General features: G+C 43.2%; 15 protein-coding genes. 10 read left to right on the top strand and 5 right to left on the bottom strand.

Going from position 1 to position 21,069, the window contains the following annotated elements:
- The first annotated feature begins 1 nt into the window (after position 1).
- On the top strand, positions 2-1,258 hold the full coding sequence (locus tag A7985_RS12255; protein ID WP_065790750.1) for a sensor histidine kinase: 1,257 nt from the start codon (positions 2-4) through the stop codon (positions 1,256-1,258).
- A 63-nt stretch (positions 1,259-1,321) separates the two neighbouring features.
- Here A7985_RS12255 and A7985_RS12250 read toward each other — a convergent pair whose 3' ends face one another.
- Positions 1,322-1,942, bottom strand: coding sequence for an arylesterase (locus tag A7985_RS12250; protein WP_065790749.1), 621 nt, complete (start codon positions 1,940-1,942; stop codon positions 1,322-1,324).
- Here A7985_RS12250 and A7985_RS12245 point away from each other — a divergent pair.
- Together A7985_RS12245 and A7985_RS12240 are read left to right on the top strand one after the other, a co-directional pair.
- Positions 1,941-2,660 carry an ABC transporter ATP-binding protein gene (locus A7985_RS12245; RefSeq protein ID WP_065790748.1) on the top strand — a complete coding sequence of 240 codons (720 nt, stop codon included), beginning with the start codon at positions 1,941-1,943 and terminating at the stop codon, positions 2,658-2,660. The two genes, A7985_RS12250 and A7985_RS12245, sit on opposite strands and share 2 nt — an antisense overlap.
- Positions 2,650-5,154, top strand: coding sequence for an ABC transporter permease (locus A7985_RS12240; protein WP_065790747.1), 2,505 nt, complete (start codon positions 2,650-2,652; stop codon positions 5,152-5,154). The genes A7985_RS12245 and A7985_RS12240 overlap by 11 nt, the downstream gene beginning before the upstream one ends.
- A 47-nt stretch (positions 5,155-5,201) precedes the next feature.
- On the opposite strand, the gene A7985_RS12235 is transcribed toward A7985_RS12240, so the two are convergent.
- Together A7985_RS12235 and A7985_RS12230 are read right to left on the bottom strand one after the other, a co-directional pair.
- Positions 5,202-5,987, bottom strand: a complete 786-nt coding sequence (locus tag A7985_RS12235) for a penicillin-binding transpeptidase domain-containing protein (RefSeq protein WP_065790746.1) — start codon at positions 5,985-5,987, stop codon at positions 5,202-5,204.
- Positions 5,988-6,095: 108 nt separating this feature from the next.
- Positions 6,096-6,962, bottom strand: a complete 867-nt coding sequence (locus tag A7985_RS12230; RefSeq protein WP_065790745.1) for an AraC family transcriptional regulator — start codon at positions 6,960-6,962, stop codon at positions 6,096-6,098.
- 476 nt (positions 6,963-7,438) lie between these two features.
- Here A7985_RS12230 and A7985_RS12225 point away from each other — a divergent pair, with 476 nt between their 5' ends.
- From A7985_RS12225 to A7985_RS12215, 3 genes are all read left to right on the top strand, one after another.
- Positions 7,439-10,417 carry a TonB-dependent receptor gene (locus A7985_RS12225; protein WP_256096750.1) on the top strand — a complete coding sequence of 993 codons (2,979 nt, stop codon included), beginning with the start codon at positions 7,439-7,441 and terminating at the stop codon, positions 10,415-10,417.
- Between the two features lie 670 nt (positions 10,418-11,087).
- Positions 11,088-12,338, top strand: coding sequence for an MFS transporter (locus A7985_RS12220; protein ID WP_065790744.1), 1,251 nt, complete (start codon positions 11,088-11,090; stop codon positions 12,336-12,338).
- Positions 12,339-12,341: 3 nt separating this feature from the next.
- Positions 12,342-13,217, top strand: a complete 876-nt coding sequence (locus tag A7985_RS12215; RefSeq protein WP_065790743.1) for an ROK family protein — start codon at positions 12,342-12,344, stop codon at positions 13,215-13,217.
- 57 nt (positions 13,218-13,274) lie between these two features.
- Here A7985_RS12215 and A7985_RS12210 read toward each other — a convergent pair whose 3' ends face one another.
- Positions 13,275-15,449, bottom strand: a complete 2,175-nt coding sequence (locus A7985_RS12210; RefSeq protein ID WP_065790742.1) for a fasciclin domain-containing protein — start codon at positions 15,447-15,449, stop codon at positions 13,275-13,277.
- A gap of 296 nt (positions 15,450-15,745) precedes the next feature.
- A complete protein-coding gene (locus A7985_RS26260; protein ID WP_141685346.1) occupies positions 15,746-15,973 on the bottom strand; it encodes a hypothetical protein in 228 nt (75 codons plus the stop codon).
- Positions 15,974-16,507: 534 nt separating this feature from the next.
- On the opposite strand from A7985_RS26260, the gene A7985_RS12205 reads away from it, so the two are divergent.
- The 4 genes from A7985_RS12205 to A7985_RS12190 are packed head-to-tail and all read left to right on the top strand — an operon-like array spanning position 16,508 to position 21,066.
- Positions 16,508-17,776, top strand: coding sequence for an efflux RND transporter periplasmic adaptor subunit (locus A7985_RS12205; protein WP_065790741.1), 1,269 nt, complete (start codon positions 16,508-16,510; stop codon positions 17,774-17,776).
- 27 nt (positions 17,777-17,803) lie between these two features.
- The gene (locus A7985_RS12200; protein ID WP_065790740.1) at positions 17,804-18,529 is read left to right on the top strand and encodes an ABC transporter ATP-binding protein; all 726 of its coding nucleotides are present in this window, start codon (positions 17,804-17,806) and stop codon (positions 18,527-18,529) included.
- A gap of 14 nt (positions 18,530-18,543) precedes the next feature.
- A complete protein-coding gene (locus A7985_RS12195; protein ID WP_065790739.1) occupies positions 18,544-19,833 on the top strand; it encodes an ABC transporter permease in 1,290 nt (429 codons plus the stop codon).
- 9 nt (positions 19,834-19,842) lie between these two features.
- A complete protein-coding gene (locus tag A7985_RS12190) occupies positions 19,843-21,066 on the top strand; it encodes an ABC transporter permease (protein WP_065790738.1) in 1,224 nt (407 codons plus the stop codon).
- Positions 21,067-21,069: the final 3 nt, after the last annotated feature.

Here is a 21,069-nt window from a genome sequence, read left to right as displayed (position 1 = left end):
CATGAAAGCACGTCAGTTACGTACCCGAATTATTGCCTATTTTGTAGGTGTTGCTGTATTTATTAGCCTGTTATTTGGTTTTGTTTGTTTTTTATTCGCTTATACAATCGAAGATCATTTGTTCAACTTTTTACTTAAAGATGAAGCAACTTACATTACGGAACAATTGGAAGCGGGCAATCCCCCAATACCTAGGTTGGGCTTTATTAAATACCTAGAGAGTGAGGGCGAATTGCCTGACTTCATAAAGCATGCGCTTTCACAGGAGCCGCGAGCTAAGGAGTTTGCAGGAGCTGATGATAAGCATTACCACATGGTTAGAATGGAAAAAGGTGTGTTGCTTGCAGAAGTAAGTGAACATCTGGTGGTGCGAAAAATCAAAGTAGGCATGCTGAACTTCTTACTCGTTGCGCTTGCTGTTGTGTTAGTGGTTGCAGTAATACTCGCCTATTTGTCATTGGCAATGGCTAAAAAGCTACTCAAACCATTAGACAAACTCGTTGATATTGTCGCTGAAGCGCCCGTTGAAAAGCTCCCGCAGAACTTCTCCAAACAATTTGTGAATGATGAAATCGGCGAGTTTGCCCAGACTTTAGAGCGAGCCCTTGACCGAATACGTCAATTCATAGATAGGGAGCAAGCATTTACACGAGATGCATCTCATGAATTACGCACCCCGATCGCCGTCACACAAGGTGCTTTAACGTTATTAAATCAGTCTGAATTAAATGATAAACAGCAACAATTAATCCTTCGCGCAATGTCTGCCCAAGCGCAAATGGCACAGAGTGTAGAAACCTTACTGGCGCTAGCAAGAGAAGAAACAATCACTCAAAAAGAAGTGAAATTGCTGCCTATTGTTGAGAATTGCGTTTTACAGCAAGCAGAAAAAATAGCAGATAAAAACATTGAGATTGCGATTGAAGTCCCATCTAGCGCAACCATGGCGATTGGTGAAAGCGCATTAAATTTATTGTTGAGCAACTTAATTGGGAATGCATTTGCGCACATCGTGTCAGGGCAAGTTTGCGTAAGGTATGACAATGGGGTTTTGAGCGTGGAAGATACAGGGCCGGGTATTCCTCAAGAAATCAGGTCACAATTGTTTAGCTCAGGTGTCAAAGGAGAGGGCAGTGAAGGGCTAGGCATGGGCCTTTCTATAGTGCACCGCTTGTGTCAAAGGTTGAACATTTCGCTTGATTACCACAGTAATGAATCGGGTACCCGGTTTATAATTACCTGTCCATCTCACAACTAGTCGATGTACGGATGTTAAATTGCGCCTTAGAAGGCGCAATTTAAGCGTCAAAAGCAGCCCGACTTAATTGAGCCACTGATTAAACTGCTCAGCCATAAAGTCGCGAATAATTGGTTGGGCTTTTTCATTTGGGTGTAAATTGTCGTTTTGCATGAGGCTTTTGTCTACAGCCACCGGTACCATAAAGTAGTCCATTAGGTGTGCGCCAGTGGCTTGTGCAACCTTTTGATAATTACCCGTAAACATCTTGGTGTATCTCGGCCCTAGGTTAGGCGGGATCTGAATTTCCATGATGGCCACCTGCGCACCGCTGTTTTTACTTTTTTCTACTAGTTGAGTGAGATGGGAGCGGATCAGTTTAATTGGAAATCCTCGGATCCCATCGTTACCGCCCAATTCTATTAAAACATGGCTAGGTTTGTGCGCTTTCAGTTGTGCATCGATATTTAACAGTGCATTATCGGTGGTTTGGCCAGAGACACTCATGTTGATAAGTAAGATCGATTTTTTTTCTTCAGCGTACTTATTTTGTAACAAATTAACCCAGTCTTGGTCTTGTTTAAGTCCGTAGCCCGCACTTAAGCTATCACCTATGATCATAATTTTAGTCTCGCTTGCATACGCAGCAAATGGTTGGTAAAGACAGGCGAGTAACACCACAAGTTTTAGGAAAATTCGAATCATGTCAGTACTTTCTCAGTTAAATATTATTCAGGTCAAAGGACTTAATAAGACAGTAAGTACCTTTGAAGGTGACTTAGATATCCTTAGCGATATAAATTTCACTGTCAAGTCAGGAGAGTCTGTGGCCGTTGTTGGTACTTCTGGTTCAGGTAAATCCACCTTACTTAGTTTACTGGCTGGATTAGATACCGGCTCAGCGGGTGAGGTGTTCCTTGATGGTGAAGCACTTCACAAGCTAGACGAAGAGGAACGCGCAAGATTAAGAGCGCAAAAAGTTGGCTTTGTGTTTCAGTCATTTATGTTAGTACAAAGTCTGACAGCTTTGGAAAATGTGATGTTACCCGCTGAGCTGGCCGGTGATCAGTCCGCAAAAGCGCAAGCCATGTCGTTACTTGAAAAAGTGGGCCTATCACACCGTATTGGTCATTATCCATCACAATTATCTGGGGGGGAGCAACAGCGTGTTGCCATAGCTAGGGCGTTTATTGGGTCACCAAAAATTCTATTTGCCGACGAACCGTCAGCCAATCTGGATAGTAAAAATGGCCACTTAATTGAAAAGCTTTTATTTGACCTAAATAAGCAAAACGGTACGACACTGATATTAGTAACCCACGATGAGGCGCTGGCTAAGCAGTGTGATCGCATTATTCATATTGAGGGTGGTCAGCTAGAAAAAATTCGCGATGGAGAAGGAGCAAAGGCATATGTGGTTTAAGTTAGCGCTCACTCTTTTTTGGCGAGAGCTACGTCGGGGAGAGTTAACAATTATTTTTGCAGCAATTGCACTTGCTGTACTGACCGTATTTAGTTTGTCCTCTGTAACAGAGCGGATCAGGCTGAACATAGAACAAAAGTCGGCGGACTTTATTGCAGCTGACAGACGCCTTGCGAGTAATCACCCAATCGACCAAGCATTTTTAGAAGAAGCACACAATGTCGGGTTAAACACTGCGCAACAAATGTTTTTTGACTCAATGTTATTTGCTAATGACGAACTGGTTTTGGGGTCAATTAAAGCGGTGTCGCAGGGCTATCCTTTACGTGGTCAAGTAACGCTCAAAGATGATTTTGTGGCATCTGAGTATGAAGTGCAAAGTGTGCCTCAATTGGGCGAAGTTTGGCTCAGTGAAGGGCTGTTTTACAGTCTTGGGCTGTCGGTTGGTGATGAAGTAGAAATCGGGGCAGGCGTATTTCGGGCAACCAAAATCTTGGTCAGCGAGCCCGACGCGCCATTTTTCTCATTGGCTGGCAACAAGCGCGTGTTATTGAACTATGATGATATCGCAACAACGCAAGCGGTCCAGCCTGGTAGCCGGGTTTTTTATCGCATGCTGTTTGCTGGTAGCGAACAGGCATTAACTGACTACTACGGTTGGTTAAAGCCACAGCTAAGAGAAAACCAAAATTGGCAGGGAATTAAAGACAGGCAGTCTCCGCTAGGGGAAAACTTAGCGCGTTCGGAGAGCTTCCTACTGCTTGCGGGCTTATTCGGCATTATGTTGGCTGCGGTGGCAATGGCTGTTTCGGCAAAAAGATACTGCGAACGACAATATGACCCGGTGGCAATGATGAAAACGCTAGGGGGAAGTCGCCGTACCATTCGTAATATATTTTTGCTGCACTTATCCTTGGTGACGTTATTTTCGTTGATGATTGGCTTGATTATCGGCTTTGCACTGCAGTCTTTCGCAACGGATTACTTAGCCAACTTCATGAATGCTCAATTACCGCAAGCAGGTTTTAAACCCTGGGCATTAGCAATTTCAATTGGGGTTGTATGTGCGTTAATGTTTTCACTGAAGCCACTTCTTGACCTGTTTGATATCCCCCCTTTGCGTGTACTGCGTCGTAATCTAGGCGATAAGTTGGCAATCAGTAAAGTGCATATGGGGCTTTCTATATTTACTATTTTTTCTTTGATGTGGTTATTCAGTGGTGAACTGAAAACAACGGTATTTTTGTTTGGTGGCACCGCGGTATTGATGGCGGTATTATTTGGCCTGTCTAGACTGTTTTTTAGTGCCGGTAGAAAGCTCGGCTTAAGCCCAGGCAGCAGCTGGTCGTTGGCTATTGCGACGTTGCAAAAGCGCGCGAACGCCAATGCGGTGCAACTTATCAGTTTTGCTTTGGCAATTAAACTGATGCTGTTTTTATTTGTGTTAAAGAACGATTTAATTTCTGATTGGCAAATGCAAGTCCCAGAAAATGCGCCTAACGCGTTCTTAATTAATATCAATGAATCAAAAGTTGCGGACATCGAGTCTTTCTTTGCTGAGAACAATATTATCCATGAAGATATTTTTCCAATTTTCCGTGGCAGAGCGAATGGCTTGAATGGCGAAACATTTGCGCGCAGAACCTCAAAGCAAGAGGGTGAAGAGCAGGATGAGGAAGCCAGAGAAGGCGTTGGTAGAGAGCTTAACCTGACTTGGATGAGTGAGCTACCATCAAGCAATGAAATCGTAAAAGGTGAATGGTTTAGTACTGACAGCACCGAGCTTGAGGTGTCGGTTTCCAAAGGCTTAGCTGAGCGTGTTGGTATCAAAGTCGGTGATACGGTGACATATTTAGTCAATGAACGTACGTTTGATGCCAAGGTGACCAGTATTCGTAGTGTTGATTGGGGCTCTTTAAAACCTAACTTTGTGATGATTTTCAACCCGGTTGTGGCCGGGAAGTTCCCGGTTACTTATTTTACCGCTGCTAAGTTTGCTGAAGAAGATGCCAAGTCTATCAGTGAATTACTAAAAGCCAACCCAACAATGAGCATGATTGATATTAAAAGCCAGCTTGAACAAGCTCAATCCATGATTGCGCAAGTCTCACTGGCCATCAGTTTCGTGCTGGCCATCGTACTTACCAGTGGAGCGTTGGTTTTGATTTCTCAAGTACAAGCGAGTCTGGCAGAGCGCATGCAAGAAATCGTTATACTGCGTACTTTGGGTGCGAGAGGGCGCTTGATCAAATTAGCAACGCTATATGAGTTTTTATTGCTCGGTGCATTAGCTGGGTTCGTGGCAGCACTGGTGAGTGATGTTACTTTGCTAATCATTCAGCGAGAGCTATTTGACGTGGAAGGAAAATTACACCCTTATATCTGGGCGTTAGGGCCGTTTAGCGGCGCAGCGTTTGTTGCTGCAATCGGGTACTTTATGGTGTCCAGTACGATGCGCCAAAATACGCAAGGGTTATTACGCAAGCTTGCCTAGTGGGTATTTACACGGTGAGTGGGCCTCCAAGCCCACTCACTGACATGTTAGAGTATGTTTAGTTGTTCAAGCGTCGCATGGGCTTTTTTGACACGTACTTTAACCATTTCTCTAAACGTCGGTGCATACATATTAAACGCAAAGTAATGTGTGCCTTGTGCATTTTCTACCTTGCCGACATACCATCCAACATACGTTTTTTTCGCAATGGGTCCAGTACCAGTTTTAGCGAATAGCTTATGATTCTGGGTGCTTTCCTTTAAAAATATGGTTTCAAAGGTGCGATAAGTCTTGTCACTTAGACCGAGTGTTTGATTATCCAGTCGACGTAAAAAGTCTATCTGATCAATGGCTGATAGCTGCAAGCTGGAGTTCAACCAAAATGCATCGAGTGGTCCACTGATATCTTGGTTTCCGTAGCTAAAGGTATCCAAATGTGTTTGGATCTGTGGCTTAGTCAAAGTATTCGTCCAGCCTTGATAAAGAGGCAATGCGGAGTTGTGAAAAGCGTCTTTGAGGCGGATATCGTCATTTAACCAAGTCTGTGGCCACCACTTTTCGGGTTTGTATTGCTGCGTATCGACTTGATATGTTGATGTTGTATCAACTTTTCGTTGCTCCAATAAAATCAGCGTATTTGGGATTTTGTATGTAGAAAATGGACTAAATGCGCGTTCAGCTCGCTCTTTATTGATGATTTGCCATGTATCCGACCGTTCGCTGTAAACGACCATGGTACAGCGTTCGCTTTTTTGACAACCTGATTGTGCAAGTGTGGGAGTGGCGATTGTTAAAAGGAGGCCGCTGAATAAAAAATATATTGGTGAGCGCATGATGCACCTATTTGATTATTATTGTTGCAGGCATACTATAAACATCTATCTGACTGAGTGCTGAATTGGTGTTATCGGCTTATGAGTCAGCCACCGATACAAGCTAAATTAAATCAATGCTTTATGCTGAACTCGCGCCCGAAACTGGCTTGGCGTACATGACTTTAGGGCCAAAAATCGGCGGTTAAAATTAGATAAGTTATTAAAACCACACTGATCACTAATCACTGTGATAGGTGCTTGGGAGTTAATTAGTAACTTACAAGCTTTAGCAATGCGTAGCTGATTAATAAACTCTGTCACGGTTTTTTCAGTGCGTTTTTTAAAAAAACGATGGAAGTGGTTAGTACTCATATGTGCTTGCTCAGCGAGAATATCGGCACTCAAATGCTCGGTATAATTCTCATAAATAAAGTTTATCACCCTATCAAACTTATCTTTGGCGGGGTCCTGCTGGTTCGAAAAATTAAACTCCATACTCGATAAAGTTTGATAGGTGTTACTTGCCATCAAGTTGAGTAAATTAAATAGCAGCACATAGCGCTCAAGCGGGTTAGCATCACCCATTTGAATAAACAGTGCTTCTGCTTCTTTGGCCACTTGTATATCGAATTTCAACCCGCATTTAGCTTCGAAAAGTAAAGACCTGAGGCTATCTAATTCTCGATTAAGCCTGAGCTGTTGTTCGAGCCAGAGGGCAGGTATCTGGGCAACATGCACTTTCTGTATACTGCCATCTGAATTTGGTTTAGATTGCCAAGTGTGAGGAAGTTCAGGGCCAAGCAATACTAAGTCATAATCACCAAAGGATGCGATATAGTCACCTATGTGGCATACCCCTTGGCTATTCAAGGTCAAGCAAATTTCATACTCTGGGTGATAGTGCCAATTGAACGGTATTTCATTAAGTTGGTACAAACAGTATCGCCATGAACAATTGGATGATGGAATTACCTTTTCGCACATCGCTTTCATAACATTATCCTTAATTTTTTGTTTTAATAATCGCTACCGCTTGATGGTCAATTTAACGGCTTTTTCGGTTTTTATTAATAATGCAATGGTCTTTACTTGTTTCTAATTTGGTTAAATGAGTTACATATAATTAAAGTTTTCATCATATTTAGATACCTAAGTAATATTATTCAAATCGATTGTAGTACTTACCTAACATCTTCCTAATCCGCCGCTTTTAAAAGATGACAACGCTGTTACTTGATAGATTTGTACCTACATGAGATAGAAATTGCAAACACCTTGTCGCTGAGGCTGCTCAAATAAGTAACGGATGAAATTAGAGTTGTTAATTTTTAGTAGCGCCTTTTCTGAAAGATTTTTCAGCTTAGCTGTTCATTAAAATGACAGGTAAATGTGGTTACTGAGTCTTAAGTTGTATGGTCTTTCTCTAATTTTCTTGTCGATAACAGATATAAAAATAATCAGAGAGAATAATGATGAAACATAGATTGTCTCCATTTAAACTGTCCCCCCTTGCATCTGCGGTTTTAATCAGTGTGTGGTCAACAGGTGCGGTGGCAGAATCGGTGGGAGCTCAAAAAGAGCAAGTTGAAGTCATTGAGGTTAGAGGCATCAGGGCTTCAACTGAAAAAAGCTTAAACACCAAACGCTTTGCTGATGGCGTGGTAGATTCTATTACTGCTGAGGACATTGGTAAATTACCCGATATCACGATTGCTGACTCTTTACAGCGTGTACCGGGGATCCAAATTCGCAGAAATGCGGGAGAGGGATCGACCATTAATGTGCGCGGTATGCCTCAAGTTACAACATTACTCAATGGTGAACAGTTTCTAAGTGCAGGCTCCATTTCAACGGTTCAGCCTGACTTTACTGATATTCCTTCCAGTCTAGTTGGCGCGATGAATGTGATGAAATCGCCTACTTCAGACACGTTGGCAGGAGGGATCTCTGGCACTGTTGATTTATTGACTCGAAAACCATTTGATTTGGAAGATGGCTTTAGTGGCGCAGCGTTGGCTGAAGTGTCGTCAGGATCGTACTCCGAAGAATCTGACCCTAAATTCATGGTTTCAGCTGGTTACAATGGCGAGCGCTTTGCAATTTTAGCGACCGTCTCTCATGATGAAGTAAACTTGGCAAACTACCGATTCGGTACACTCAACGATGGTTGGGCTTATGCGCCTTATGAAAATGATGAAGGTGCGGAGTGTTGGTTTTGTCCGACGACGGATATGACAGGTGACGGTGACTTTGATGATGCGGAGTTTACTTATGTCAATTACGGTATTATGAACCGCTTTACAGAACGTGAGCGTACAGGTGCAACCGTCAGCTTTCAGGCGCAGCTAAGCGATAATTGGGTGCTTAGTAGTGATGTCTTTTATACAGATATGGATGATGCTGATCGACAAATGGGGATCACGGCAGACAACGCATGGGGTGGACATTGGGATTGGCAAGAACAACATGATCCAATCAATCGCGGCATGTTGTCAAATGGACATAACCTGTATACCGCACAAGATATAACCTTACATTCTCCGCGTGTTGTATCGCACTCAGAGAGCCATACCAATCAACGTGAGTCGACCAACTTTAACTTTGAATTGGAGTATAAGGGAGATGGTAACTTCTCGGGTAAAATGAGGTTTATCACCGCAGATGCAGAGCGCAGTCATACCGAGAATGTGGCACAGGGTTATATGACGAACGGTCTTGCTCATGGCCTTAAAAGAAATGATGGCTCTGGCCCTACAGCTGTAAATCCAAATGGTTATGGGCCTGATCCAATACCTATGAGATTAAACTTTACAGGTAAGCATCCCACATTGTCTGTGCCAGGGCAGGTTCAAGGGGAAGTATTTGGTTCAAACATCGATCGTTATGCGATCGTGTCTACGTATTCTGAAAATAACTACGATGAAGAGGCCAACCTAGATATTTTACGACTCGATGGGGAGTATGTCTTTGACCTTGGTCACCTAGAAAAAATGACCTTTGGAGTCAGGGCGAGCCAGCGAGATGTCACTCGAAACCAATATGTTTTACTGGCTCCATTTTCTAACCCAGTTGGTGAGGGCAGTGTCAACGTGATGTGGAAAGACCAAGGTCTTGCGGCATTTGACACCGATGGCAGTGGTGGCACACCAAGTGCTTCGGCTGGAGACATTACCATGGGGGCTGATACGCCATTCAATTTTAGTGGATTGCCACAAGGATGGGTGAAAACAAATAATGATTTCGGCCCTGTTAATTTAGGTGAATACTATTTTGTTGATCCACGCCAGCTAGATGACCCTTTTGCTTTCCAAAATAGCCTGTATCCAAACAATATTAGAGGTGGGGTACCCGGAAGCTCTTACACGGTTGAAGAAAAAACACAATCTGTCTATTGGCGAGCCGATTTCTCTAATGATTTTTATCGGGCTAATGCAGGCTTCCAATATATAAAAACAGAGCTCGATATCTTACAAAATCAAGTCGGTGCATCCATCTGTAGTAACTGTCCAGCAGAAGTGGCACAAGACGATGGGGACATTATCTCAAACCGTTCGTTCAATGATTTTTTACCATCGGTCAATGTGGCATTTAACCTTCAAGAAGACCTTATCTTACGCGCATCTTGGGGTAAGACGATGACGCGTCTTGACCTGAAGGAACTCGCCGGCGGTTTAACAATCAGCCGAGCACGTGCTGGTGATGAGCTCGCTGCATCAGAAGGGATCAGCCCTGATTTATTAATCGCGACCAATGCAACTATGCAAGGAAATCCTGATCTGGAGCCTTGGCGTGCAGAAAATACGGATGTGACGCTCGAATGGTATTTTTCACCGAGTGCTTTGTTGAGCGCAGCTGTCTTTCATATTGACCTAGAGTCTTTTATCGAGTCAGCACAGTGGCAGATACCCGTTGAAGATGCTGATGGTGTGCTACGCAGAAATGTAACTGTAAGAGGTCAAGTAAATGGTAACGGCGGTACGATGAAAGGTGCCGAGTTAAGCTATCAACAAGCTTTCGACTTTTTGCCCGGTTTCTGGAGTGGTTTTGGTACAGCATTTAACTACACCTACTCAGAAAGCGAAAGTGGTAAGACAGGATTTGGCGGTGAAGCAATGCCGTTGGTTGATAATTCAAAGGAATCAGGTAATGCCGTGTTATGGTACGAACGTGATGGATTTCAATTTAGATTGGCAGCCAATTACCGCTCGAAGCGGTTACATATCATCTCTACGCCGGGCGCCATGAACGACATTGGTATTTGGACAGAGCCGACAACCTATATCGATTTGTCAGCCAGTTATGATGTGAATGATCATTTCACAGTGTATATGTCAGGTAGCAACTTAACTGAGGAATATGAATCTCAATACGCGCAGTGGAAAGATAACCGTATGGCGCAAAATATTTATGAGCGACGTCTCACATTTGGTATTCGTGGACGTTGGTAATCTAATTGTATTTCCTAATCGAGAAAGGCCCTGCGTGGCCTTTCTTTTTCTGGGTTAATTTTACTCACTCACTTTATTTCAATTATCCCCCCTAGTGTAATTAAAATACGAAAGGATCTACTTGGAACCGCCAGTTGATACCTAGTTATTTGCTAATAATCGCCCTTAACTGACCCCTTTGGACATAGCTTAAAAATATTTATCAATGGGATTCGCCATACATTCAAATACTATAAAATTACATATTGTATTTTATTTTGGAATAATTTGACGTTAGAATGAATCTCTTTGACGTGATTATATGAACTAAATTCACGTCTAGAAAGGTGGTATTTGAAGCACTCTCCATAGTTATAAATTCAGACGCTATGCTTAAAAAAGCGCGAACTTTAAGTTGTAGTTATTTGATCTCTCTTAAATAGTCTTAGTTTATTTGATGCTTTTTTAAGTACTCACTTTAGTACTAAATTAGTGACCCTTAACAAGCATAATTGTGAGCTTGAATTGTATTGATAAAGGATTGAAAAGTGCCGCAAAGTATTGCTATTTAGCGGCAAACTAACCTTATTTGACGAGTTAAGGTGATGGCGGATTCCCCTTGGATCATTTGTCTGCCAACAATCAGATCCTATTTTTGCCATCACCTTTTTATTAAAATAAGGTGCTATAAATGAAAAAGAATTTGCCTGCCGTGGGCATGGTACTCGCAACTTTTTTTGTGATTTCCTTTTTTACAAACATTCTAGGTCCCATCTTTCCTGAGTTAATCCGCAGTTTCGATATTGGATTAGCCCTAGCTGGTTTTTTCCCATTTGCATTTTTTGCAGCTTATGGTGTGATGTCTATACCTGCCGGACTTCTTGTGCAGCGCACAAATGAAAAAATAGTCATTTTGCTAGCGTTTGCCATTTCGGCTATTGGCGCACTTTTGTTTGCTATTTTTCCGTCTTTTGAATTTGCAATGGCCGCCCTATTTTTAATCGGTAGCGCAATGGCACTGTTGCAGGTTTCTATCAATCCATTGTTACGGCGTTGCGGTGGCAGTCAACACTTTGCACTGTTATCTGTGGTGGCGCAATTAATGTTTGGCGCGGGGGCGACATTGTCCCCTGTTGTATACCTTAATCTTTCTGATTTGGCACAAGACCAAAGTACGCTACTTAGCACCATAGTGCCAGAGACGATGGGTTGGCTGAGTATGTATTGGCTATTTGCAATGATGAGTTTTGTGATGCTGGTCTGGGTTGCAGGGACTCAACTTGAGCATGCAGATACGCGCTCAGAGCAGTCTAAATTTACATGGCATGAATGTGTTGCGTTGTTTAAAAACCCTACGGTGGTTAAGTTCTTTTTTGCGATTGCAGCATATGTAGCCTTGGAGCAAGGTATTGCAAACTCGATAGGTGTTTTTCTTTATCAAACACATGCGCTGGATACAAAACTGGTCGGGGCGACAGTGGTGAGTGAGTTTTGGATGATGCTGACTGTGGGGTGTTTCGTTGGTTTGGCACTTATGAAGTTGTACGATGTGAGAAAGTTAATATCTTGGTTTTGCATCGGTACTGCATTGAGCCTATCGTTGGCAATTATGGGCACAGCCGAGATCGCGGTAATCGCGTTTCCCATGGCTGGGTTTTTCCTCTCTATCTTATGGTCCGGGTTGTTTTCATTGGCACTAAACTCTTTTGAAAAAGGACATGGCGCTATCGCTGGAATTTTATGCACTGGTATAATTGGTGGGGCAATTGCATCGCCTATTATTGGTTTATTCGCACAAGTGTTCGGCTCATTAAAAATGGCGCTTTTCATTCTTTTGCTCCCGACTGGGTACATTCTCTATGTTGCCAGCGTGGCAAAACCAATCGTAAATAATCACACGATACGTTTGTTTAGTAAAAAACCGTCAGAGCAGGAAGCATAATTGATGACTGGTAAAATTGTTTGTATTGATTTAGGTGGTACCAAAGCGCTGTGTGGGTTGGCGAATCAAGGTGCAGTGGCAAATGTTAAACGTTACCCTGTGCCATCTTCCGCTTCGAAAAACGAGATGACTGACTATATCATTGATCTGATCGATAAAACGGTAACAGATGAGTGCGTTGGCATTGCCATCGGCATTCCTGGAGTGGTTGATAGTGATACAGGCTATATCTTTGAAGTAACTAATATTCCTAATTGGCGCAATATCAACTTAACGGGCATTTTGGGGGCGCGATTTAAGGTACCCGTGATGGTACATAATGATGTTAATTGTTTTGCGTATGGTGAATATAAGTATGGTGCGCATTTTGATAATGGCTTGCCATGCCAAACCATTTTAGGCGTTTGTCTCGGTACCGGACTGGGTGCGGGCGTTGTCATTTCAGGTAGATTGTACGAAGGGCGTCACGGGCTTGCAGGAGAGTTTGGTAGTGCCCCTTATTTGAACAATACCCTTGAAGATTATTGTAGTGGCCAGTTTTTCCGCAACTTAGGTACGGATGGTGCGAAAGAATATGAATTGGCACTTGCAGGCGATCAACGCGCACTGCGCCTTTTCGAACAGTTAGGTAGTCACTTAGGTGTGGCAATAGCACATATGCAATTGGCCTATGATCCTGATGTGATTGTGTTGGGAGGGTCGGTTTCTAATGCTTACCATCTTTTCGAAGCCGCGATGCACGCTCGCTTTGCACAGTTTGAACAGTGTGAACACCTTAAAATTTGTATTAGCTCTCTGCCTCATGCCGCCTTGGTCGGTGCATGTGAACTGTTCTATCAACGCTACCGCATTGAACTAACAAACCTTCAATCTGCTTGATGATAGGCAAACAGGGTATGGCTCATCGCCATACCCAAAGTCGATGGGAAATTAACTTTAATCAACCGTCGTTATCACGGTATCGATCAGGTGCACAACGCCGTTGGCAGTATAAATATCTTTTTGTGTGACGTTACTGCCTTCAATCTGCAATCCAGACGTTGGCAGAGTTACTTGCCACCATAGGTTGTTGACGCCGTTACCGGTATTTTGTCCCGCCTCGGTATCGCCGCTGAACATATATAAAGGTCTTCCTAGATAGGCTGCTTGCATTGAACCATCTTGTCTCGAAATAAGTGACAATCCCGGGATGTTAGAGATTTGCTCTGCCGTTGCAATGACGGGTGGCCAACTTGTTGCGCACGCATCATTACATTGGCTTTGAGAAAAAGTAAGGTCATTGTCAAACACATATAGAGTAAAGCCAGCTTTTGATTGGGCGTTACCAGTCACGAGCACTTGGGAGGTTGCATTATACGCTACGGCATCTGAGTCAGTATTCGTCGCACCGGCAAAGTCGACCACTTTTATATCAAGCATGTTGGTAGCAAGTGTTTCTACTTGTTTGCCATTGAGTTTTAAAGCGGTCATGGCGGATGCTTCAAGACCCAGCACATGTTGAGTTAATACTTGAGTTAACGCAGGTACATCTGCGAGTAACGCATTGAGTGTTGCAGCCGGAATCTTTTCGAAGGCACGATTCGTTGGCGCGAATACTGTGAATTTTTTGCTCGTGTCAGATAGCGTTGCGACTAAGTTTGCCGTAGTTAAAGCGCTCACTAAAGTGGATAAAGAGTCTGTTTCTACCGCCACATCTGCAATGGTTTTTGTGGTGTCTGTTTTCTCTACTGGTGGCATGATCACTTTATCCAATACGTGTATCACACCATTATCTGCGTTCACATTAGCGGTTCTTATCACTGCATCGTCAATAAACAACTTACTATCGACCATGCTCAGTGCAGCGCTATCTGAATTGGCCATCATTACCATATTATTATCCGAGGATGCGACCGCGCCTGCGGCATCAGACATGATGCTTTGGCCCGAAACCACATGATACAACAGGATGTCTGAAAGCTTCTGTGTATCAGCTGCAAGCGCATCAAGGGTGTCTTGCCCCAAAGCGGCAAATGCGGCATCGGTCGGTGCAAACACCGTAAATTTAATTGTTGGATCTGAGAGCGTTTGATCTAACCCCGTGGCACTGAGTAAGCTGACTAAAGTATTGAAGGAGCCATCGTTTTGCGCTACTTGCGGAATTAATCCTAGAGATTCAGGGACGGTAATATCGGCTACAACGACCGCATCCAGCACGTGAATGATCCCGTTAGATGCGGGAATGTCCGTTTGGGTGACAGTGACACCTGCGAATTTTAACCTGTCTTTTGTGGCATCTATTGCGACTGGTAACTGGTTATTGAGTAGGGTTGTGGCGTTTTTGCCATTGAGTGACATGGCGGTGACTGAGTCCACATTACCAGAAACAATGTGCTGTTTCAGAATGTCGCCAAGTACATCAGGGTTGGCGAGCAATGTGTTAATTGTATCAGTACCCAATGCGGCAAACGCTGCGTCGGTTGGCGCAAACACGGTAAGTGGTCCAGCACCCGTTAAGGCACTACTGAGGCCTGCGGTTTCGACCGCTTTGAGTAAGGTAGTGAACGAGCCCGCAGCCGTTGCGACTTCAGCTATATTTTGTGTTGATGTTGATTGGGCTGGTGGCATTAACACGGCATCTATGACATGAATGATGCCGTTATCGGTTGTTATGTCTGTTTGAGTAACGGTGGCAGTATTGATCAGCAGGTTATCACCAGACAGTGATAATGCAACTTTAGCCCCGTTGACAGTGTCGGCTGTTTGCCCTGCAAGTGACAGTGCGGTTTCTGCGTTTACTTCTGAGTTGAGAACATGGTATGTCAAAATCCCACTCAGTGTGTCGGTGTCAGCGAGCAAGCCATTAATGGTATCTGTGCCCAACAATTCAAATGCTGCGTCGGTTGGTGCAAACACGGTAAATTTGTTGTTCGTGTTGTCGAGTGTTGCATCCAAGCCTGTTGCTTCCAATGCTGCAACCAATGTCGTAAATGACCCCGCCGCTTTGGCTGCATCATACACTGAGTTTTCTGGTTGATCAGGGGTTGGTGTGATGATGGGGTCATCATCGTCAGAGCAAGCTGCGAGTGTCGTCATTGCAGCGGCGAGTGCGAGTTTAGCAATAATATTCACGATCATCTCCGTTGGAGTGGTTAATTTTCCGGCAATACGGCGAGGTATTAAAATAAGATCATGAATTTTTAAAAAACGATTGCTTTTTTATTGCAATATTTAACATTTTTTATTTAATTTACAGGTCGGCTTTGTAATTTAATAGGCTGAATTTTTTGGCTATTTTTTTGTTCGAAGAAAAGTGTAGTTGAAAGGTATTTTTTTACTTATTTGCAAGTTGAAATACCCATATGAAAATATAGGGATAACACTCATGTATTATCCGTCCGCCATGGGTATTTGACTGGGTTATCGACTTAGTGATAACGAATTTCTCTTACTCTATAGTCATACAATTTTGTTCTATAGCGGCAAGAAGAGTCAGTAGAACGATACTCTACGATGTACACGCCAGTCCCCCGGTAAGTAGTGACATATTGCCAAGAGCAACTCTCAACGACGCCCGATGGTACGGTAGTCCAAGCACTGGCACTGCCCGCAAATGCGATAAGAACCGCGGATAATATAAATTTTAGTTTGTACATAACGTTTCCTTATTCAATGTATGTTTATGTTGCATGTACAGGTTAAAAAGCACTTCGAAACTGTTCAATAGTTGAGCAGTTGATCGGATAGCTTTCCATGTAAATTGAGTTGAATGGTATGAGGTTAGTACCTTGTAGAGGTTTTTTAGGCACGGTAACGAATAGGGGGAGTTGTTGTCAGATTGATAAATAAGAACAGATATCGCGTCGTCTTTTTTACTTACACGGTTCATGCCGGTTCATGCGCTACGCCCACCGATTAATTCACATTTAGGCTTTGGCATATGTAAATTGTAAATTGCGGCCTCAATTTTGATCTGAAATCATACGGTGTGAAGTCTAGTCTACAAGCTATTGATTTTATGTGTCCAAAATAGTGTAACACGGACACGCTTGGACGTTATAAGTGTCCATTCGGACACTTATAAAATAGGAATAAACAAAAAAGTCTTTTATATCAGTGTGTTAATTTTTTTAAAATGTTGGCACTGTCCTCGCTTTTATCTCTGCATAGAAAGTTAAAAGGTGAACACTATGATAGATGGAACGCAGTCCCAAGATGAATTGATTACGCCAAATAAAACGAAAGGCAAGGTGAAATATGCCTTAATCGCTTTGTTAATGACAGTGATGACCGTTGTTTCTATTCCAGCAATTAGTCAGTGGTATGCTGGGATTAAAACCGTATCTTATGAGCAGCTTCTGACTGCAAAAGTAATTAGACAAGATTTAATTCGAGATGTTTCTGTATCTGGACGTTTAGTGGCGGCTAATGCACCACAGATATACAGTCCTGAACCGGGACAAGTGACTTTATTGGTGAAACCGGGTGACTCAGTGGATAAACGTTCACTCATTGCACGCATTGAGAGCCCCGAGCTTGATGCATTAATCGCGCAACAGATGTCCTTACTGGCGCAACTGAAGCTTGAGGCTGATAGAGGGCTGTTAGCCGACGATGAGGCTCAATTAGATTTAGAACGCAGTTTAGATGAGGCGACTGTTCGCTTAAACGCAGCGAAAAGAGAAAAGCTTAGGTCACAAGAGTCGTTTGAAAAACAGGTGATTAGCCAGTTAGATTACGCAAGAAGTCAAGATACTTTATTAGAAGCCGACTTGATGTATCAGCATGCTCAGAAGCGTGTGGAGCTGGCGAAAAAGCGTTTAACTTTTGAAGCGCAAACCAGAGATTTTGCGGTAAAACGTCAAACTCAAATCCTTGACGAGCTCAAACGCAGAAAGCGTGCGCTAGATGTGCAAGCCCCCGTATCCGGCATCGTAGGAAATTGGTTAGTACAGCAAAAGGAAGAAGTGGCAGATGCACAAGCGCTGATGACCATCGTTGATTTATCTGAATACGAAGCCGAACTTAACGTGCCAGAGTTTTATGCGGATGATCTTGGTATTGGGTTGAACGTCGAACTGACGCTAGCAGGCCAACGGTTGGCTGGAAAAGTCAGCTCAGTATCTCCAGAAATCAATCAAAATCAGGTGGCTGTACGTGTAAAAGTATCAAGCCACAATGGTACGAAGCTGCGCCAAAATCAACGCATCAATGGACGGATTGAGTTTGAGAAAAAGCCACAAGTATTGCAAGTGAAAAGGGGGCCTTTTCTTAACGCTTATGGAGGCAAAAAAGCGTTTATTATTGCCGAAAACGTTGCAGATTTACGTGAAATTAAAACAGGCGCGTCGAGTGTGGAGTACATCGAGCTAACGGCGGGTGTACAAGAAGGGGATGAAATTATTATCTCGGATTATGAGGCATTTAGCCAAAGTCAGACATTCAATATTGATAAATAAAAAACAGAATTTATAAAGGACAAGATCATGCTTTCAATGAAAAATATCAGCCGAGTATATAGAAGTGAAACGATTCAAACCCATGCATTGAGGGATTTTAGTTTAGAGGTTGAAAAAGGGGAGTTTGTTGCGGTGACAGGCCCTTCAGGTTCAGGTAAATCAACCTTTCTAAATGTGGCAGGTCTATTAGATGGCTTTACACAAGGCGAATACACCTTAGATGGCACTAACGTTAGTGGCTTAACTGATGATGACCTCTCACGTTTAAGAAACGAAAAAATAGGGTTTATTTTTCAGAATTACAACCTCATTCCGGACTACAGCATTTTTGACAATGTTGACATGCCGCTACGTTATCGCGGGCTCAGTGCGAAACAAAGACGCAACCGAATAGAATATGCGCTTGAGTTAGTAGGCTTGGCCAGTCGACATAATTACCTACCGAGCCAGTTGTCCGGTGGTCAACAGCAGCGGGTTGCTATTGCGAGGGCATTAGCTGGGGAGCCTAAGATCCTATTGGCGGATGAGCCAACAGGTAACTTGGACTCTTTGATGGCTAGGCAAATTATGGATTTACTCAAAGAGATTAACGCTCAGGGAAGCACGATTATTATGGTTACACATGACCCCGATCAGGCAAGAGAGGTGAACCGGAACATACAAATTATTGATGGCCAAATCACAGATTACAGCATCTATGCCCCAATGCAGCCAGACTCGAGCATTGCGCTTGATAAGCAACAGCCAGCATAAGAACGGAGCTAACCATGGAAATGTTTTTATATTACATTCATTTATTCGCGCGCAATGCGAGACGAACGCCACTCTTTTTTGCGCTGGTAATTTTAACTTTATCGATTGGCATTGGCACATTGCTAGCAAATTTATCCATGTTATCTCTGATGTCTAAAGATCCGATCCCAGGTAAGAGCGAACAGATCTTTAACGTAAACATGAATACCTACGCTGGGGCAAACAATCGGTTTGGCAGTATGCACGTGCTGAGATACAGTGATGCAAAAGCGATTTTAGACTCGAAGGTTGCAAACAACGCGGTCATGCACTATTCCAGCATGGTTTACAGCCGCAGAGCAGACGCACAAGACCTTACCCGTTATGCGAGCCCAACGCGCGCAACCACGGCCTCATTCTTTGATGTAATGGGCGCGGAATTTGCCTATGGAGAACCTTGGAAAAATGAGCATAGCAATAACATCGTGATAGGCCATGAACTAAACGGTAAGCTCTTCGGTGGCGAGAATAGTGTTGGAGAAAAGCTAGAGCTGCAAGGCAAAATCTACACCATTGTGGGGGTGCTTAAACCTTGGGAAATGCGTCCGCTTTTTTACCACGCTTCGGAAGGAAAAGCTTTTGATAAGACCGATGATATTTTTGTTCCTATTGAAGTTGCGATCGACAACAATTGGGCTGTGTTTGCTCGCACCATGTCTACTGACAGTTATACAAGGCTCGATCAAACACGCCAAATCAACGCGTACTACATCCAAGTCTTTGTTGAGCTATTAGATGACAAGCAACGCCTTGCGTTTCAGACTTTCATAGATGGCTATGCCAATCAACTAAAAGAAAAAGGGAACCACCGCCACGAAGTTGATAATCGACTCTACAACGTTAATGAGTGGCTGGATAAAAATGAGGTCGTTAATAAAGATCTGCTGGCTTTTACGATTGCGACAGGTTTATTTTTATTGGTTTGTATTTTCAATGCCAATAGCTTGATGTTATCGCGATATCAAGCAAGTCAGTTTGAAGCGAATTTAAGACGTGCAGTTGGCGCGAGTAAAAAGCAAGTATTCTTTCAAGGTGTGGTCGAAAGTATCATACTCGGTTTTATTTGCGCACTCCTTTCCTTTGTTTTGGCATTTAGTTTGTTGGCCCTGTATAGGCAGTTATTTGATGAACTCGCACCAGTAGCGGAATTACCACTGCACATGCTAGTAATTGGCTTGGGGGTTGCCTTGACCTCTAGCCTTCTGAGTACGGTATATCCACTAATTCAAGGTACTCGTACATCACTTGCAAGCATTTTAAAATAGGGAGTCGCTATGAATATCAAAGCATTAATTAAGTCTATGTTGCTGAGAAAGTTTGCGACAGGGTTGCTGATATTTCAGCTCATTCTCACCCTTGGGTTAGCGTGTAACAGCTTGTTGTTAAGCATTGAAGCGAACGACAAATTATCTCGTGACGTGGGGTTCGAGATGGATAATGTTGTGGCATTTCAAATTCGCCCCACTTCAGAAGCGTTTCTTGATGCAGACTTTTTCTTGTCTATCGTTGATGAAGATATGGCTACGTTAAAAGCGTTACCAGAGGTTTCGTTTGTTTCATATACGAATCAGCTACCTTTGATGCGTGGTGGTAACTATCATTCTATTGAAGACATCAATCACCCTGAAGATGTACCCATTGACGATCAGTTTAGTGGCATACCAACGTATTACACGGGTAAAGACTTCTTCCGCTTGTTGGGCGCAAACATGTTTCAAGGGAGAAATTTTGAAGCGTCAGACGATGCAACGCGTGGATATTTAGAAAATACGGATTTTGAGGCAAACATTATTTTAACGCGTTCGCTCGCGGAGGCTTTGTACCCCGGCGAGTCTGCAATTGGTAAGCAAACAAATGAAGGCCGTGTAATTGGGGTGGTGTCAAATATAGCCATTACGCCTTCGCGAGAACATGCTCATCATGGCATATTTAAATATCGAAATATGGCACGCGCGCAAGCTAGAATGTTTTACCTGCTCAAAGTCGCGCCTGGAAAGCTGCAAGAAACTAAAACCAAGGCCATTGCAGCGTTAAAAAAAGTGCATCCTGAGCGTGACATTAAAGATATCATCACTATGAAGCAGCACCACAGTGACTACTATAAAGAGGCGACGAGCTTGGCTGTTTTGTTTAGCTTGCTTACAGCATTCATGCTATTTGTGACAATGATCAGTAGCTTTGCACATGCGCATTTCCACGCATCAAAACAGCAAAAGTTGATTGGGATCCGACGGGCATTGGGTGCGCGTAAAAAAGATGTCTTACTCTATGTAATGAGTGAAAACTGGTTAATTAGTGTGGTCGCTGCAGGGCTTGGTGTTGTCAGTGTCATTGCCATCAACATGTTGCTAGGTAAGGTAATTTCAATGCCTAAGCCCGATGTTATCAGCTACTTAAGTTGTGTTACTATCGTGTTTATCTCAGGCTCATTGGCAACTTGGCTACCAGCTTGGAAAACAACAAAAATCGCACCCGTTACGGCCACCCGAACGGTATAAAAA

The organism is Pseudoalteromonas luteoviolacea (assembly GCF_001696455.1).
Lineage (GTDB): Bacteria > Pseudomonadota > Gammaproteobacteria > Enterobacterales > Alteromonadaceae > Pseudoalteromonas > Pseudoalteromonas luteoviolacea_C.
Note: the sequence above shows the minus strand (reverse complement) of the source record. Positions and strands in the feature narration are given on the sequence as shown.

Excerpts from the sequence above, each read along its gene's own strand:
- A7985_RS12255 (WP_065790750.1), top strand. The coding sequence starts at position 2 with ATGAAAGCACGTCAGTTACGTACCCGAATTATTGCCTATTTTGTAGGT.
- A7985_RS12245 (WP_065790748.1), top strand. The coding sequence starts at position 1,941 with ATGTCAGTACTTTCTCAGTTAAATATTATTCAGGTCAAAGGACTTAAT.
- A7985_RS12250 (WP_065790749.1), bottom strand. The coding sequence starts at position 1,942 with ATGATTCGAATTTTCCTAAAACTTGTGGTGTTACTCGCCTGTCTTTAC.
- A7985_RS12240 (WP_065790747.1), top strand. The coding sequence starts at position 2,650 with ATGTGGTTTAAGTTAGCGCTCACTCTTTTTTGGCGAGAGCTACGTCGG.
- A7985_RS12235 (WP_065790746.1), bottom strand. The coding sequence starts at position 5,987 with ATGCGCTCACCAATATATTTTTTATTCAGCGGCCTCCTTTTAACAATC.
- A7985_RS12230 (WP_065790745.1), bottom strand. The coding sequence starts at position 6,962 with ATGAAAGCGATGTGCGAAAAGGTAATTCCATCATCCAATTGTTCATGG.
- A7985_RS12225 (WP_256096750.1), top strand. The coding sequence starts at position 7,439 with ATGATGAAACATAGATTGTCTCCATTTAAACTGTCCCCCCTTGCATCT.
- A7985_RS12220 (WP_065790744.1), top strand. The coding sequence starts at position 11,088 with ATGAAAAAGAATTTGCCTGCCGTGGGCATGGTACTCGCAACTTTTTTT.
- A7985_RS12215 (WP_065790743.1), top strand. The coding sequence starts at position 12,342 with ATGACTGGTAAAATTGTTTGTATTGATTTAGGTGGTACCAAAGCGCTG.
- A7985_RS26260 (WP_141685346.1), bottom strand. The coding sequence starts at position 15,973 with ATGTACAAACTAAAATTTATATTATCCGCGGTTCTTATCGCATTTGCG.
- A7985_RS12205 (WP_065790741.1), top strand. The coding sequence starts at position 16,508 with ATGATAGATGGAACGCAGTCCCAAGATGAATTGATTACGCCAAATAAA.
- A7985_RS12200 (WP_065790740.1), top strand. The coding sequence starts at position 17,804 with ATGCTTTCAATGAAAAATATCAGCCGAGTATATAGAAGTGAAACGATT.
- A7985_RS12195 (WP_065790739.1), top strand. The coding sequence starts at position 18,544 with ATGGAAATGTTTTTATATTACATTCATTTATTCGCGCGCAATGCGAGA.
- A7985_RS12190 (WP_065790738.1), top strand. The coding sequence starts at position 19,843 with ATGAATATCAAAGCATTAATTAAGTCTATGTTGCTGAGAAAGTTTGCG.